The sequence below is a fragment of the Paraniabella aurantiaca genome (genome assembly GCF_050309965.1).
Classification (GTDB): domain Bacteria; phylum Bacteroidota; class Bacteroidia; order Chitinophagales; family Chitinophagaceae; genus Niabella.
Genome location: NZ_JBLOSY010000002.1, coordinates 425,800 through 443,951 on the forward strand (window position 1 = coordinate 425,800; position 18,152 = coordinate 443,951).

The window sequence follows — 18,152 nt, forward strand, 5'->3', positions numbered from 1 at the left end:
GGAGTATCTACGCAGGCAATTAAAACATCAGGTAATCCTGACTTCTTCTAAACGAAGAGGATATCCCAATAGAATAAGGCACTTTAATAGGAAAAAAATCCATCATATCAACCAAAACCACCATGATGTTGAAAAAGCCCTTTGGTAAATTTACCTTTTCTAATAATTGATATGCATTTGCCAGTGAAACGATTGTATAAATTCGCTTTTCTTTTAATATTAATAACGGCAACTGCTGTAGCAGGAGCACAGGTATATGTTTCACCGGAAGGAAATGATGCCAGCACAGGTTCTAAAGAACAGCCCAAGGCCAGCCTGCAATCAGCTCTGCGCCAGGTAAGGGAATTAAGACGCTTAAATGATGCCGCAACAAAATCGCCCATACACATTATTATACAGAATGGCATTTATGCGCTGCAGGAACCGGTCGTGATCAGGGCGGAAGACGCGGGCACTGCTCAAAGTCCAACATTTATTGAGGCTGCGCCAGGTGCAAGTGTAGTATTGAGCGGTGGCGTAGTGATCACCGGTTGGAAAAAGCCCGGCGGGACAATAACAAATTTGCCTTCTATTGCGCAGGCACAAGTATGGGAAGCACCATTGCCCGACGCTTTCGATGGGTTACCCGGTTTTAGACAGCTTTGGGTAAATAATACAAAAGCCACCCGGGCCAAATGGCCTAATGGCGGAGAGATGGAGCGTATCATCAGCTGGAATAAAAAGGATGAATCCTGCCAGATCCCCAAGCTCCCTGTAGCTATAAAAGATATTAATGGTTTGGAAATGTTCATCCATCAATGGTGGGAGATCGCTAATCTCCGGATAAAGCAAATGACCACAGCCGGCGATAGTGCGAAACTATTATTTAAACAACCCGAAAGCCGGATACAGTCTGAACACCCCTGGCCGGCTCCATGGATATCCAAAGAAACCGGTAATTCGGCCTTCTATCTCTCTAATGCCATAGAATTCTTAGATGAGCCGGGCGAGTGGTATATAGACAGGATGAACAGGAAAATTTATTACTGGCCGCGTACTGGTGAAGAGCTGGCTACTGCCCGTGTAACAGCTCCTTTATTGGAAAACCTGGTTGCCATACAGGGAACGATTGATGAACCGGTAAGCCATATACATTTTAAAAATATAGGCTTTGAACATGTTGGCTGGAACCGGCCTTCGTTACAGGGGCATGTACCGCACCAGGCCGGTATGCCCATGACAGAAGCCTATAAACTGCGCCCTTCAGGTACTGCCGAAAAAGCTTCTTTAGACAACCAGGCATGGATCACAAGGCCCGGGGCGGCGGTTACGGCGTCTTTCGCACGTGATATATCTTTTAACGGTTGTCGTTTTGAACATATAGCTTCCACTGGTTTGGACTACCACATGGGGATAAAGAGCAGTAAGGTAAATGGTAGTCTTTTTAAAGATATTGGTGGTACAGCAATACTGGCAGGTTCCTTTGCCGACGAAGGAATGGAGATACACTTGCCGTATAATCCAAAGGATGAAAGAGTAGTAACGGATTCGATTACTTTAACAAATAACCTGGTTACCGACGCCACCAACGAAGACTGGGGTAGTGTAGGTATCGGCTTAGGCTACACCCGCAATTCAACGGTTGCGAATAATGATATAGAGAACGTAAATTACTCAGGCATTAGTATGGGATGGGGCTGGAGCCCGAAACCCAATGTGATGCGTAACAACAAAGTGTTGGCTAATAAAATTCATCATTTTGGCAAACAGAACTATGACTGCGCCGGTATTTATACTTTAAGCGCACAACCGGGATCGCTGATCAGCGGAAATTATATCGATAGTATTTATAAAGCACCTTATGCGCACCTGCCTTCTCATTGGTTCTACCTCTACACCGATGAAGGTTCTTCGCATATTACTATTAAAGACAATTGGACGAGAACTCAAAAATATTTACAGAACAATAATGGACCAGGTAATCAGTGGATCAATAATGGCCCTGAAGTAAATGAAGCGATCCGTTTAAAGGCTGGTTTGCAGGATAGTTATAAACACCTGCTAAAAGAAAGTACTTATAAGAATATTACGCTTCCTGTAAACTCAGAGCATGAAGAGCTGGTGGAATTGGTGGTAACCAAAGGAAAGCTGAACCTGGTGCAGCTGCGTAATTTCCTCAAGGAAAATAAAGTGGATCCTAATAGCGTCTATAAATGGAATAACCGGTATGTGATCTTTGATAAAGTACAAGACCTGTCTGTATTCCAGGGAAAACTGAAAAAGGCCTTCCCTGATGTAACGGTACGACCTTATTATGATATGTATTACCAGTTCGATAGAAGTCGCTGCGACAACAAGCAAACCGCTAAAGACTGGGAACATATACTGCTGACAGCCAACCTGGTTGCAGACAACAAAAAGCAGAAGGAATATTTAAATTACCACGCCACACAGTTCGAGCAATGGCCTGAGATAGCCAAAGGCTTCTGTAATGCAGACTTCCAGCGACTGGTAATGTTTCGTAACGGACGACAGCTGATGCTGGTGATCAGTATCCCCAAAGGAAAGACTTTAGATGAATTGAATCCGAAAACTACAGAAAATAACCCAAGGGTAGCCGAGTGGAACAAGCTGATGGCCCAATACCAGGAAGGAATTGAAGGTACAAAAAAAGGAGAGGTTTGGGTGTTTTTGAAGAAGGTGATTGGCAAGTAGGGATTGGTGAATAGTTAATAGTGAATGGTAAATAGGTAGGGATTGAAATCTGAAACGAGTATTTTATTGGTTCCGTCATTTCGAACGTAGCAAAGCGAAGTGAGAAATCTTTTTAAGGAGGACAGACGGTAGAAAAAATTTAGAATATAACAATGAGATTTAACGATATAGACAAAAAAGAAAATACCCAGGTGTTGGGCATACTGGGCCTTGGCGAAGGACGTAGCCTGATCAGTGCGGCTCTCGCGAGTAAGAAGCTGGCATTGAAAACACTTTGTGATATCAGCGAAGAAGCCTGCAAACAACGTAGCAAGGAGTTCGATTTTGATCATTACACCACCCGGTATGAAGATATGCTGACCGATCCGGATATTCATATTATTGCAATTTATACACCTGATCACTTGCATGCAAGGCACGTAACACAGGCTTTACAACATGGCAAGCATGTGGTATGCACCAAGCCGTTTATTGATGATCTGAAAGATGCAAAAGCGCTGCTGGACTTACAGGCTCAAACCGGTAAAAAAGTATTTGTGGGACAAAGTTCCCGCTTTTTTGAACCCGCAAAGCGACAGCGCAAGGATTTTGAAGCAGGGGAGATAGGAGAGCTGATCACGATTGAAAGTAGTTATCATGCCGACCATCGCTGGTTTTTAGAAAAGAAATGGGCATTGGAAGACGCTTTTAAATGGTTATATGGCGGGTTAAGTCACCCGGTTGATTTTATAAGATGGTACCTGCCTGATGTGGAAGAGGTAATGGGATATGGGATGATCAGTGCCAATGGTAAAAAAGCCGGTCTGAAGAATGAGGATACCATGCACTTTATTTTTAAGGCAACCGACGGAAGAATTGCCCGGGTGAGTGGCGTATATACATCACCCATTCAGCCGGCCTATCGTGAAAGTGGCATGACTACTGTGCTGCGCGGAACGGAAGGCGCCAGCCAGGCCGATTACCATGAACTGCGCTATGCCATCACCGATAGAACAGGAGAGGAGAAAACGATTACCTGGGGCGATAGTACTTTAAAACATTATTTCCGTTTTGAGGGACAAAGCCATCATGCGGGGGAATACCAGAATTACCTGGAGTATTTTGTTGATTCTATTGAACAGGGTTTTACAGCTTATCCTGATATGGCGGAAGGTATTGGAACAGTGGCATTATTACAAGCGATGGATGAAAGTTTGAAAACCGGCAAACCGGTGTCGGTAAAAGAATTATTGAATCGCTATGACCTGGCGCTATAGGTGCAGGTTAAAATTAGCAGGACGTTCCCTAATCATCAATAATAACACATCACTCATACTTAAAAGAAAGTGAACAAAATATACGATAAAATAACAGGGATTGATCTGGCCATCGTGGCATTTTACTTAATTGCCTTGCTGGTGATAGGCTACCTGGCCAGCTTTAGCAGTCGCAAGAAAAACGAAACATTATTTCTGGCGAATAAATCCCTGAACTGGTATAATATCGGTTTTAATATGTGGGGTACCAATGTAGGGCCTTCCTCCCTGCTCACGTTCGCCATGATCGGTTTTACTACCGGTATTACGGGGGCGAATGTAGAGCTATACGCTTTCTTGTTCCTGTTATTATTAACAATGGTATTTGCTCCCCGTTATATAGCCAGCAAGGTAGCAACTATGCCGGAATATATGGGTAAACTCTTCGGCGATAGCACGCAGAATATACTTGCCTGGTATGCGCTGGTTAAAATACTGGTAAGCTGGTTATCATTAGGATTATTTAGCGGCGGTGTTTTAGTACGACAGATCTTAGGAATTCCCATGTGGCAATCGGCAATTGTATTAGTTGCGTTTTCGGGCTTATTTACTTTTGCAGGCGGTTTAAAAGCAATAGCCCGGGTAAATGTCTTCCAGATGTTATTATTGATCACCGTGTCTATCATTATATCAGTAGTCGGATTGCAGCATGTGGGTGGATTTTCAGAACTGATGGCTAAAACTCCGGCGGGCTATTGGGAATTAATTAAACCCGCTTCAGATCCCGACTTCCCCTGGCCTGCTGTACTATTAGGATACCCTGTAGCTGCAGTAGCTTTCTTTTGTACCGATCAGGCGATGGTGCAAAGCGTATTGGGTGCAAAAAACCTGCAACAGGGCCAGTTGGGTGTTAACCTTATTGGTTGGCTGAAGGTATTGGCTTTGCCTTTATTTATATTGCCGGGCATATTGTGCTTTGTTTTGTTTCCTGCGGCTCAACCGGATGAAGCATACATGACCATGGTAACCCAGTTATTACCTACCGGTGTTATCGGGCTGGTGATATGTGTATTAATCGCAGTACTGGTAGCTACCATCGGCTCTTCTTTAAATGCGTTAAGCACTGTGTTTACTAATGATATTTATGTAAAGAAGATGAATCCGCAAGCATCTGTAAAAAAGCAAATACAGGTAGGACGGATGGTTGTAGTAGCGGGTTGTGTCATTGCTGTACTCATGGCAATAGCGCTCGACAATGTTAAAGGACAAAGCCTGTTCTATATTTTCCAGTCGATTTTGGGATTTTTAGCACCTTCTTTATCGGTAGTATTTTTACTGGCTGTTTTTTGGAAGCGGTTAACAAGACTAGCCGTAAATTTCACATTGAGCTGGGGCTCAGTTTTTAGCCTTACAGTAGGCCTTATTTATTTATGGATCTTACCTAAAGATGGTAATCCTTATTTTACCTGGCCGCATCCTTTTATGATTTCCTTCTACATTTTCGCTATCCTGTTTGTGCTGGCTATTATCATATCATTACTGGGCAAAACGCCAGAGCTTAAAACGATAGATGCAGAGGCGATTCCGCCTACCAGTAACAAAGTGAAGTGGCTGTTGGGTTTATTGGGAGTGGTTATTCTTATTATTTATATCATATTCTAAAAATATAACGGTTACTTTTTATGAATAAAGTTTCAGAACATCAAAATTTTAGTTGTCATTTCGACCAAGCGAAACAAAGTGCAGCGCGTGGAGAAATCTCTGTAGATGTCGATAGGCTCCTTAACAACAATAATAATGTTATATGTACAGTTGTGGCTAAACCTCAAACGTTAAACCTCAAACTTCTTATTCTTATAGCTTTTGTGTCTTTATACCAGTTTTCGTTTGCTCAAAAAGCTGAATGGGTTTGGTATCCGGGTGACTATGAAATCTGGTTGTCTAACCAGATGCAGAACCGTCGCACGGAAAGAGGCGTGTTTTTCCCTGTATTCTGGAAGATCGATAACCATTATCCGTTGATCGATTTTCATAAAATATTTGAGCTGACTGAACCTGAAGAAGTGGAAATTTATGTGCAGGGACAGTATAATGTGAAGCTGGATGGAAAGGCTTTTGAAGGCTATCCTAAAAAGATAACCGTTCCGGCTGGAAAACACAAGATCAATATCAAAGTGTTTAACCAGGCACAGGTCCCGGCGATATTTGTAAGAGGGAAGAAAGTTGTAAGTGACAATACCTGGCTGGTGACATTTGAAGATAAAGAATGGATTGACGAAACCGGGAAAACCTCCGATGTTTCTACTACCAAATGGATGAATGCAGGTGTTTGGAGTTTTACGGATCCTAAACAATTACCTTCTGAATTTAAGCTCCCTGTAAAACCGGCGGAAGCAGTAGCAACCACTAAAGAAGCAGGCGGTACACTGATTGATTTTGGAAAGGAAACATTCGGTTACATTAAGCTTCATAATTTAAAAGGAAAGGGGAAATTATCAATTTATTACGGAGAAAGTCGCGAGGAAGCGCTGGATACGGCATATACAGAGACTTACGATAAACTGGTTATCGATCAGGCTGGAGGCGACTATACGGTAGATCTGTCCAAAGCCTTTCGGTTTGTAAATATTATTGCAGATGCAGGTATTAGCTTTGATAAAGCGTCGATGTTATATGAGTATGCCGACCTGCAGGATAAGGGAGGTTTTAAATGTAATGATGAGGAGATCAATAAGATTTACGATGTTGCCAAATACACGTTCCATTTAAGTACTAAAGAGTTTTTTATAGATGGTATTAAGAGAGATCGTTGGGTTTGGAGCGGTGATGCCTATCAAAGTTACCTGATGAACTATTACCTGACTAATGACAATGGTACTGTAAAAAGAACAACTTTATCACTGAGGGGAAAAGACCCCGTAACCAGCCATATCAATACGATTATGGATTACACCTTATACTGGTTCCTGGGTGTTTATGACTATTATCTCTACAGCGGTGACGCTGCTTTTGTGAAGGATAATTACGATCGCATGAAGTCGCTGATGGCTTATGTATTAGATCGCCGGAATAAAGACGGCTTACTGGAAGGCTTGCCGGGCGATTGGGTATTTATAGACTGGGCCGAAGGATTAAGCAAAAAAGGGGCGGTAAGTTTCGAACAATTGTTATTCGCACGCAGCCTCGAAACAATGGCATTAGTAGCCGACCTGGTACAGGAAAAAGAAGATGCCGGGATGTATGCCGGTCTGGCTAAAGATGTTAAGAAGAAATTATTTGACATATATTGGAACGAACAGAAGCAAGCTATTGTACACAGTTATGTAAATGGCAAACCGACAGATCATGTAACGCGATACGCTAATATGTTTGCTATTTTTTTTGATTACTTAAGCGATGCGCAGAAGAAAAATATTAAGAATACCGTTCTATTAAATAATAATGTACCCCCCATTACAACACCCTACATGCGGTTTTATGAAATGGAGGCCCTGTGTGCTTTAGGCGAACAGGATTATGTAACCAAAGAAATGAAATCTTACTGGGGTGGTATGTTAAAGCTGGGAGCTACTTCTTTCTGGGAAGAGTACAATCCTAAAAAATCAGGTGCCGAACATTATGCAATGTATGGCCGTAAATATGGTAAAAGCCTTTGCCACGCCTGGGGCGCCAGTCCGCTGTACCTGCTGGGTAAATACTATTTGGGTGTGAAGCCAACAGGCGCTGGTTATAGCACTTACACTATAGAACCGGCATTAGGCGGTTTAAAATGGATGGAAGGTAAAGTGCCAACACCTGCTGGTAATATTGATCTGTATTGCAGTACAACCAATATAAAAGTTAGTTCACCGGTTGGTACGGGTAAGCTGGTGCTGAAAAGTAAAAAAGCTCCGTCTTCGAAAGAAGGCAACTTCGTCAATAAAGGTAATAACGTGTACGAGCTGACTTTGGAGAAGGATAAGAAGTATGATATAAAGTATCAGTCATTGTAGGAGCTAATGGCGAGTAATCAATGGTGAATGGATTTGAAAAAAATATACGGATGAAAAAAGGATTGAAATTAGTAGTTGCCGGTGCAGTTTGTAGTGTTGCTTTAAATGCGCAGACTGCGTTAGTCAACACGGCAAAAAGTAAGTATGCGAAATTGTCGGGTGTGGGCTTAGGCGATGTGCAATGGACCAAAGGATTTTGGGCAGAACGTTTTGATGTATTGAAAAATTCTATGGTGCCTACCTTATGGCGTACTTATACCAGTGATACGATTTGCTATTCTTTCCAGAATTTCAAGGTAGCTGCTGGTATGCAGGAAGGTCGTTTCAGGGGACCATCCTTTCACGATGGAGATTTTTATAAAACCCTCGAAGCAGTAGCATCATTGTATGCTGCTGACAAAGATCCGAAGTTGAATGCCTGGATGGAAGAAGCTATCGGGGTTATTGGAAAAGCCCAGCGTGCTGACGGATATATTTATACCAAGAATATCATTGAACAAAAGAAAAGCGGCGAACAAAAAATGTTCGACGACAAACTGAGCTTTGAGGCCTACAATTTTGGTCACTTGATGACCGCCGGTTGTGTGCATTACCGGGCTACCGGTAAAACCAACCTGCTAGATATTGCAAAAAAGGCTTCTGATTTCCTGATTGTTTTCTATAATAGAGCAACTCCCGAACAGGCCCGTAATGCCATCTGTCCTTCTCATTACATGGGACTGGCAGAAATGTATAGGACTACCAAAGAAAAGAAATACCTGGATCTGCTGAATAAGCTGATCGACATCAGGGGTACGGTTGAAGGAACCGATGATAACAGTGATCGTGCACCTTTCAGGGATATGAAAAGAATTGTGGGACATGCGGTGAGAGCCAACTACCTGATGGCGGGAGTAGCAGATTTGTATGCTGAAGAAGGCGATAAAACTTTACTGACCACTCTCGATACCTTATGGAATAATGTGATCCATACCAAAATGTATGTAACCGGTGCCTGTGGTGCTTTATATGATGGAGTATCCGTAGATGGTACTTCTTATATCCCTGATACCGTTCAGAAAGTACACCAGTCTTATGGCCGCGATTACCAGTTGCCTAATTTCAGCGCTCATAACGAAACCTGTGCTAATATCGGTAATGTACTGTGGAATTACCGCATGTTTCTATTAACCGGGGAAGAAAAGTATTTTGATATTGTAGAGCTGGCTTTATACAACAGCGTGTTAAGTGGTATCAGCATGGACGGTACTAAGTTCTTCTACACAAACCCTTTAGCGCATACAGTAAGTTATCCCTATCATCTTCGCTGGGAAGGTGGTCGTGTACCTTATATCAGCAAGTCCAATTGTTGTCCTCCCAACGTAGTGCGTACCATTGCCCAGATCAGCAATTATATGTACAGTGTAGGTAAAGACGGCCTGTATATTAACATGTATGGCGGTAATACCTTGCAAACCATATTAAATGATGGCAGTAAAATAGCATTGCAACAAACCAGCAATTATCCCTGGGATGGGGCTGTATCATTGGCTATCACTGAAGCTCCTGCCAAAACATTGCCGGTTCATTTGCGTATTCCGGGTTGGTGCAACAAAGCTTCGGTTAAAGTAAACGGCAAGACTATTAATGCGAATCTTACAGGTGGACAATACTTTACCTTAAACCATGCATGGAAAAAGGGAGATAGAATCGAACTGGTGCTGGATATGCCGGCTACCCTGATCGAGTCTAATCCTATGGTAGAAGAAACCCGTAACCAGGTAGCGGTGAAAAGAGGCCCCGTGGTTTATTGTATTGAATCACCGGATATCCCTGCGCAAAAAGTTTTCAATATTGCTATCCCATCCAATATTCAGCTGAAGCCGGTTCCAACTACTATTGCCAATGGTACGATGATGGCGCTTACCGGTGAGGCTCGGGTTTTGAATACCGGCGATTGGACCAATACACTTTATAAGCAGGTAAACAAAAAACAAACGCCGGTTACGGTGAAACTCATTCCATACTACGCCTGGGCCAACCGTGGTGAAACGGATATGAGCGTATGGATGCCGTTAGTTCGATAAATATTTTAATTAGTTAAGTAGCTTACTCTTATCAGTATAAACGAAAATAATGGAGCGGATATTTGGAACTTATTATATAGAAACGCCCTACGATCCTGAAAAAGCGGCGGCTGTATTAGCTGGCGAGCAATCCTCGGGGACTTTTGTGGCTGTGCCCGGCGAGACAGAAGAACTCAAGCAGCGATTTGCAGCAAGGGTCGAAGACATAGCATTATTGGAGACTGTTGATCTCTCAGCTATTCCTGGTGCGGTTAGCAGCACCGGAAAATATCATCGGGCAAAGGTTAAAGTATCCTGGAGTATTGAAAATTTCGGATATAACCTGCCTGTAATGATATCGACTTTGCAGGGAAACCTCTATGAGATCACACAGTTCACCGGCTTAAAACTGATGGATATAGAACTTCCTGAATCTTTTGGAGAGCAGTTCAGGGGACCTGAATTTGGAATATCCGGCTGCAGGCAATTAACCGGCGTAGCGGAAAGACCATTGATTGGTACCATTATTAAGCCTTCCATCGGCCTTACTATCGAAGATACTGCCGCTATGGTCAAAACATTGGCAGAAGCGGGAATAGATTTTATAAAAGATGATGAGCTGTTATCATCTTCGGCTAATTCAAGATTTGAAGACCGGGTGGCAGGGATAATGGACGTGATCAACAGGCACGCGGATAAAACCGGTAAAAAAGTAATGTATGCTTTTAACCTGAGTGGTGAGATCGATGAAATGCTATCCCGCTATGAAACGATCTTTAAACATGGAGGCACCTGTGCCATGATCAGCATTAATAGTGTGGGCTTAAGTGCAGTTAAAAAGATATGCGATCAACGTCAGCTGGCAATACATGCGCATCGGAACGGATGGGGCATGCTTACAAGGCACCCTTTATTAGGAATTGATTTCAGGGCTTATCAAAAAATATGGCGACTGGCAGGGGTAGATCAATTGCATGTAAACGGTATAAAGAACAAGTTCTGGGAGACGGATGATAGCGTAGTCAATTCTATTGAGGCCTGTCTGACCCCATTATTCGATCAAAAAAACGTTATTCCCGTTGTCTCTTCGGGCCAATGGGGTGGGCAGGCTTTTGAAACCTGGAGACGCACACAAACACAGGATCTTTTATATATGGCCGGCGGAGGTATTATGGCGCATCCCATGGGAGCCGCTGCCGGTGTGACTGCATTACAACAGGCATGGACAGCTGCTGTTGATAGCCTGACATTGGAAGAAGCAGCCGCTGCTTATCCTGAATTTGCAAAGAGTGTAGAGAAATTTGGTAAAAAATAATATGTCGGTTCCATCTCAAATACAATTGGCTTTTTACGGGGATGACTTCACCGGGTCTACTGATGCGCTTGAATTTACCTGCAGGGCAGGAGCTAAAGCTGTGTTATTTATCGACACCCCGGATGCATCTGTATTAACCCGGTTTCCGGGCATTAACGTTATTGGTATAGCTGGAAAAACAAGGTCGCTGGGGCCGGACGAAATGGAGCAGGTATTAACCCAAGCGTTTAATCAATTAAAGCAGTTTAGTCCGAAACATATACATTATAAAGTATGTTCTACGTTTGACTCTTCACCTTCAACAGGAAGCATAGGGCGTGTGCTGGATATAGGAACCGCTGTTTTCAAAGGTAAGGTGATACCCATTTTAGGTGGAACGCCGTCTTTAGGTAGATACTGTGTATTTGGAAACCTGTTTGCCAGAATGGGGATCGGAAGTAATGGTGCCATCTATCGGTTAGACCGTCATCCGTCTATGACCCAACACCCCGTTACGCCGGCATATGAAAGTGACCTTCGTCTGCATATTCAAAAGCAAACCTGTAAGCGACTTGCATTGATCGACATGGTGCAAATGCAGCAACCGATAGGTGCCTGGAGCAAAGCGATAGGGGATGAGGAGGCCGTTTTATTAGATGCGGCAGAAGAAACGCAATTGAATAAAATTGGCGAATGGTTGGATACACTGGCTGACGATCAAAGGCCATTGTTTTCTATAGGTTCTTCGGCCGTGGAAGTAGCATTGGGCACTGTATGGAATAAAACCGAAAAAAGGCAAGCCGCTGTTAATTGGCCTGACCCGGGTAAAGCGGAACCTTTGTTGGTAGTTTCAGGAAGCTGTTCTCCTGTTACAGCCGGCCAGATACAATGGGCCAAAGAAAACGGATTTAAAGAAATAGTATTAGATGCCGCCACCATCTGTGATCAGGGTCTTCCCGATTTAGTTAAGCAAGACGTCAACAACTTGTTGAATAATCAGAAAAATGTGCTGGTGCATACAGGAACCAAAGATGGGGGCCATCTATCGGCACAAAAGTTAGGAACCGCCTTAGGAGAAATTGCAAAGCAAGCGGTAGAAAACTGTGGCATCAAAAGAGTAGTCATTGCTGGTGGAGACACCAGCAGCTATGCTGCAAGGGCTATGCAGATTGAAGCAGTAGAAATGATCGCCCCTTTAGTTACAGGAGCCCCTTTATGTAAAGCTTACTCAGCCAACAATGCTATTGATGGTCTGGAAGTGAATTTTAAAGGTGGACAGGTAGGCGCCCCAGATTATTTTGGCGTGCTGCTCGAAGGACGGATGATGAATAATAAATAGTAAATAATCAGTGGTGAAATAGTGAGTAGTGAATGACAAATCCCACTGGCTATCACCCAAACATAAAAATATGGAAAAGAATAAGAACACCTCTGCAGGGGTTGGAGGCAAAACGTTAGGATTGATTCATACATCGGCTACACTGGTACCGGTGTTTGATGAACTTTGTAAAAAGTATTTACCGGGTGTAAAAGTATTTAATATCGTAGACGATAGTTTGATTAAGAACACAATCGCCTGCGGGGAACTAACCCCACAAACGTCAAAACGTGTGGTAAACTATGCCCATTCAGCCGAAGAAGCAGGCGCCAATTATATCATGTTCACTTGTTCGTCTATTGGCCCTGCTGTTGAAACGGCGGCTACATTGGCAGGTGTACCTGTACTGCGTGTAGATCAGCCCATGGCAGATAAGGCAGTTGCTTCAGGTACGAAAATAGGCGTAGTAGCTACTTTGTCTACTACATTAGAACCAACAAGTGACCTGGTAAGAAGACGCGCTATAGTTGCCGGTAAAAACATTGAGCTGATTCCCCGGCTTTGCGAAGGCGCTTTTGAGGCCCTCATGGGTGGTGATGCGCAAAAGCATGACGATATTGTTGGCGCTGCATTAAAACAACTATCGCAGGAAGTGGATGTGGTCCTCTTAGCTCAGGCTTCTATGGCCCGCGTGGTAGGTACTTTATCTGAAGCCGACAAAAAAGTGCCGATATTAGCGAGCCCTCCTTTAGCAATGGAATATCTGTCTGAAGTATTAAAATAATCGAAACGATTGCTGCTATGACCCAATTATATCGGATTAGTTTATGGATTTGTATTGCTGCTGCTGTAGGATTGGTTATCGCCCTGTTACTGCAACAAACAGATCTGAGCAAAATACTTGCGGTTCTTACTGCCGTTTCACTGGCTTTGGGCCTGGGCTCGGTACCTGCGCTTAAAGGTTATCAATATACAGCATGGATTATTGCTGCAGTGGTGGCCGGAATGGTGTACCCGCAGGCTTTTATGAACTGGGGCCCTGTGAACCTGCGAGATAAGACTTTGATACTGGTCATTATACAGTTGGTGATGTTTGGTATGGGTACGCATATGAGCCTGAGAGATTTTAAGGGATTGGCGAGTACGGGCAAAGGTGTTATTGTTGGCCTGCTGTGTCATTTTTCTGTAATGCCTTTAATGGGAGTATTGCTCACTAAGGTCTTTGATTTTGAGCCGGAGATTGCGGCAGGTATCATACTGATTGGCAGTTGCAGTAGTGGCCTGGCTTCCAATGTGATGGTATACCTGGCAAGGGCTAACCTGGTGTTATCGGTTATTGTAACAGCAATGGCAACCCTGGCGGCCCCCTTTTTAACGCCTTTATTAATGAAGACCTTTGCAGGCACATTAATAGAGGTAAAGTTTGTGGACATGATGATCGAGATCATCAAGATCGTTATTGTACCCATTGGTGCAGCTTTATTGCACGATTATCTGAAAGGCGCTAATAAAGCAAGAGCAAGGGGTATTGCTATAGCTGCAGTTATTTGCGCCGTGTATGCGCTGGCAGTTTTATTGTGGTTGTATCCGGGTGCGGCAGAAGGCGGCGCATCGCATGCAGCTTTGCAATCTCTTGAATTATCGGGTTTCCTGGCGGCTGCAGTGGTGGCAGGTACATTATATCATCAGCTATATAAGGCTTATCCTAAAATAGATCGCCTGATGCCCTTCATCTCGATGTTTGGTATTATCTACTTCACTACTGTTACAACAGCAGCAGGCAGGGATAACCTTATGAAAGTAGGATTTTTATTATTCATTGCCTCAGTCATTCATAATGCGGCTGGTTATTTCTTCGGCTATTGGTTTAGCCGGTTCTTTGGGTTGGATAAAAATTCCAGTCGCACCGTGGCCTTTGAAGTGGGATTGCAAAACGGCGGTATGGCAAGCGGCCTGGCGGGTTCGATGGGAAAGTTAGGCACTGTCGGACTTGCGGCAGCGGTGTTCAGTCCCTGGATGAATATCAGCGGCAGCATACTGGCTAATTACTGGAGAAAGAGGCCTGTGGAGTCTGCAAAGGAAAAGTTAACCGCAGAGAAGTGAGTGCGCTGAGTACGACGCAGAGGTTAATGGCAGGTTCAATGGTGGCGAATAATTATGTGAAAATTAATTTATATCCCTCCGCGTTATCTCTGCTTCTCTTTTACTCAGCGGTGAATAATTCAGCCGCGGGATAATGCGCCGAGTTTGAATACCCGGTTCGATGTGAGTGGAATTAAATAAGAACATTATAGAAGTAAAACAAGCATGATTCAAAAGATTTCGATTAAGGTATACCGTAGTTTTTTTATAAGTATGATGGGCGCTTTGGCTGTTTCGAATGCTGAAGCGCAATTGGTTGATAAGACGCCGGCTGCTGTTCCCAGCGCGCCGGCCATCTATCAAACGGAGCCTTATGAGGATCCATTGGTAAGCGGCATCAACCGCGATCTATCCAGAGCTACCGCTTATTCATTTAAAAGTGTCGGTGATGCAATAAATGGTGATCGTGAGCAAAGCGGCCGGTATATATCACTAAATGGTGACTGGAATTTTAGCTTTTCATTAAAACCCGGAGATGAACCCAAAGATTTTTACAAACAAAAAGTATCGGGCTGGAAACAAATACCGGTACCGTCGAGCTGGGAGATGCAGGGATATGATAAGCCGATCTATAAAAGTGCAGTATATCCTTTTCGCCCGGTAAATCCGCCCCTGGTTCCGAAAGATTATAACGGTGTAGGATGTTACCAGCGTTCTTTTATGGTGCCGGCACACTGGAAGGATAAAAATATTACGCTGCATTTTGGAGGCGTGAGCTCGGCGTATAAGGTATGGGTGAATGGAAAATTCCTTGGCTATGCTGAAGATAGTTTCCTGCCTTCTGAATTTAATATCACGCCTTATTTGAAAGATGGAGAGAATATTGTTTCTGTTTGGGTAATCCGCTGGAGTGACGGTAGTTTCCTTGAGGACCAGGATCAATGGCGTTTGAGCGGTATTCACCGCGAGGTTTATTTAATGGCAGAACCTAAATTACGTATTGCCGATTTCTTTTATCAGGCGAAACTCGATAAAGAGTATAAAGATGCTGTTTTAAGTATTCGTCCGCGGTTGGAGAATTTAACCGGTAAGGAAGTGCCGGGTTATAGAGTGAAGGCCCAGTTGTACGATGCCGCCAATAAAGCAGTTTTAAAAGAAGACCTTAATATCAGCGCTGATGCTATTATTAATGAAATTCATCCCCGCCTGGATCGTGTGAAATTTGGTTTGCTGGAAACTAAAGTAACTAATCCCTTAAAATGGAGTACAGAGGCCCCTAATTTGTATACCCTGGTGCTAAGCCTCGAAGATAGTACGGGGAAAGTATGGGAAGCCAAGAGCTGCAAGCTGGGCTTTCGCAGTATTGAGTTCAGGCAATCTGACAGCAAATTGCTGATGAACGGAAAAGAAACTTATCTCTATGGTGTGAACCGTCCCGATCACCATCCTACACGGGGTAAAGCATTAACCAGGGAAGATATTTTACAGGATATTAAAACGATCAAACAATTTAATTTTAATACGGTTAGGTTAAGTCATTACCCCTCTGATCCCTACCTGCTGGATCTTTGCGATGAATATGGTATTATGGTTATTGATGAAGCCAATCACGAAACACATGGATTAGGAGGCAAGCTGGATCATGATTCCCGCTGGACTGCCGCCTATGTAGAACGCGTAGCGCGTATGGCTTTGCGCGATAAAAATCACCCTTCCATTATTATGTGGAGCCTGGGCAATGAAGCGGGTAGTGGTCCCAATCATGCCGCCATGGCTGGGTGGATCAAAGACTTTGATATGACACGCCCGCTGCATTATGAGCCGGCTATGGGAAGTCCGAAAGAAGAGGGATATATCGATCCTTCTGATCCCCGCTACTTAAAATCTAACGATCATTCACATCGGATACAGAATCCCAAAGACCAGTATTATATTGATGTGATCAGCCGCATGTACCCGGCTTTGTATACGGCACCCTTACTGGTTCACCAAAAAAATGGGGATCATCGTCCCATCTTCTTTTGCGAATACGCGCATGCGATGGGTAATAGTGCAGGCAATATCAAAGATTTCTGGGACCAATGGCGCAGCCTGCCACGCGTTATAGGCGGCGCCATATGGGAGTTTAAAGACCAGGGACTAATGAAATACGATTCTGCTACAGGAAAACCTTATTATGCTTATGGCGGTGATTTTGGAGAAAGATACTATGACAATTTTACGATAAAAGGTGTGGTGGCTGCAGATGGTAGGCCTAAAGCGGCTATGTATGAGTGCAAGCGTGTTTTTCAACCTATACAATGCGAGTGGGCAGATAGCAGTAAAGGCATCCTTAAAGTCATTAACCGTAGTCCTGTGTTATCCACCGCACATTATAACGGCTGGATATCAATCAGGGAAAATGGTAAATTGATCTCGCGTAAACCTTTGGAGATTGGGGTAATAGAAGCTGGCAATTCAAAAGAGCTCGATCTCGGCAAATATCTTCCCAAGTTTAAAAGAGGAGCTGAATACCATGCCGATATTGAATTCACCACGAAAGAGGATAAACCCTGGGCGGTTAAAGGTTTCGTGATCGCCAGTAATCAGTTCGCATTAACTCCTTTGTCAAAATCAAACGGGCCTAACTCTTCTGTAGCTTTTGTTGAGAAAGAGCATCAGTTTACGGCTCAGGCAGGAAGCTTAACTGTAAGCATCGATAAATCGAATGGAGCGTTGGTGTCTTATAAAAAAGGAAATACCGAGTTGATCGGGCAGGCTTTGCTTCCTCACTTTACCAGGCCGCAAACAGATAATGATCGTAAAGGCTGGAAAACACACCGTGTATTAAAGCAGTGGTACGATAATCAGCCTCAATTAAAATCTGTAACAGTTGCAGAAACAGGCGGCTTGAAAGGCATTCAAAGTGTTTACACGATGGTTAATGATAGTGTGGAAGTAAAAGTGTTTTATACCGTAAGTAAAGAAGGCATTGTAAAAGTGAACTATGAATTAAATGCAAAACCCGGGTTACCGAATATACCTAAGGTAGGTATGCAAACGGGAGTGAACAAGACTTTTACTCAAATTAAATATTTTGGCCGGGGACCGCTGGAGAATTATATCGACCGGAATTATGGATTCAATGCTGGCATTTACGATGCGGATATTTATGATTTCATGGAACCTTATGTGGTACCCCAGGAAAACGGGAACCGCACTGAGGTTCGCTGGTTGAATTTATACAGGAAAGGAACAAAAGAAGGAATAAGCATTGTTGCAGACAGTTTATTAAGCATGAGTGCGTGGCCCTATTCGGAAAGAAATATCATTGAAGCAAAGCATACCTACAAATTATACCCGGCAAACTATATAACTTTAAATATAGACCTGGTACAAATGGGTGTTGGCGGAAACGATAGCTGGAGCGAAGTAGCTGCGCCATTGGAACAATACCAGCTTAAGGCAGGGCATTACAAATATAGTTTTTATATTCGCCCGCTTTAAAATAAG

At 43.5% G+C, this 18,152-nt stretch carries 10 protein-coding genes; all 10 read left to right on the forward strand.

Annotation, left to right across the window (positions count from 1 at the left end; translation table 11 throughout):
- Window positions 1-183 precede the first annotated feature (183 nt).
- Window positions 184-2,694, forward strand: coding sequence for an L-rhamnose mutarotase (locus ACLOAU_RS16435; protein ID WP_427862990.1), 2,511 nt, complete (start codon window positions 184-186; stop codon window positions 2,692-2,694).
- 152 nt (window positions 2,695-2,846) lie between these two features.
- Window positions 2,847-3,950, forward strand: coding sequence for a Gfo/Idh/MocA family protein (locus ACLOAU_RS16440; protein WP_427862991.1), 1,104 nt, complete (start codon window positions 2,847-2,849; stop codon window positions 3,948-3,950).
- A gap of 69 nt (window positions 3,951-4,019) precedes the next feature.
- Window positions 4,020-5,591 carry a sodium:solute symporter family transporter gene (locus ACLOAU_RS16445; RefSeq protein ID WP_427862992.1) on the forward strand — a complete coding sequence of 524 codons (1,572 nt, stop codon included), beginning with the start codon at window positions 4,020-4,022 and terminating at the stop codon, window positions 5,589-5,591.
- 20 nt (window positions 5,592-5,611) lie between these two features.
- Window positions 5,612-7,921 (forward strand): alpha-L-rhamnosidase-related protein, encoded by a 2,310-nt coding sequence (locus tag ACLOAU_RS16450; protein ID WP_427862993.1) that lies wholly within the window; start codon window positions 5,612-5,614, stop codon window positions 7,919-7,921.
- A gap of 50 nt (window positions 7,922-7,971) precedes the next feature.
- Entirely contained in the window at window positions 7,972-9,987 is a 2,016-nt protein-coding gene (locus ACLOAU_RS16455) for an aceric acid hydrolase (RefSeq protein ID WP_427862994.1), read from the forward strand.
- Between the two features lie 49 nt (window positions 9,988-10,036).
- Window positions 10,037-11,281, forward strand: a complete 1,245-nt coding sequence (locus ACLOAU_RS16460) for a ribulose-bisphosphate carboxylase large subunit family protein (protein ID WP_427862995.1) — start codon at window positions 10,037-10,039, stop codon at window positions 11,279-11,281.
- 1 nt (window position 11,282) lies between these two features.
- Complete coding sequence (locus ACLOAU_RS16465; RefSeq protein WP_427862996.1) at window positions 11,283-12,599, forward strand: four-carbon acid sugar kinase family protein; 1,317 nt, start codon at window positions 11,283-11,285, stop codon at window positions 12,597-12,599.
- Window positions 12,600-12,669: 70 nt separating this feature from the next.
- On the forward strand, window positions 12,670-13,362 hold the full coding sequence (locus ACLOAU_RS16470; RefSeq protein WP_427862997.1) for an aspartate/glutamate racemase family protein: 693 nt from the start codon (window positions 12,670-12,672) through the stop codon (window positions 13,360-13,362).
- Window positions 13,363-13,379: 17 nt separating this feature from the next.
- Window positions 13,380-14,681 (forward strand): bile acid:sodium symporter family protein, encoded by a 1,302-nt coding sequence (locus ACLOAU_RS16475; RefSeq protein ID WP_427862998.1) that lies wholly within the window; start codon window positions 13,380-13,382, stop codon window positions 14,679-14,681.
- A 204-nt stretch (window positions 14,682-14,885) separates the two neighbouring features.
- Entirely contained in the window at window positions 14,886-18,146 is a 3,261-nt protein-coding gene (locus ACLOAU_RS16480; RefSeq protein ID WP_427862999.1) for a glycoside hydrolase family 2 TIM barrel-domain containing protein, read from the forward strand.
- Window positions 18,147-18,152 lie beyond the last annotated feature (6 nt).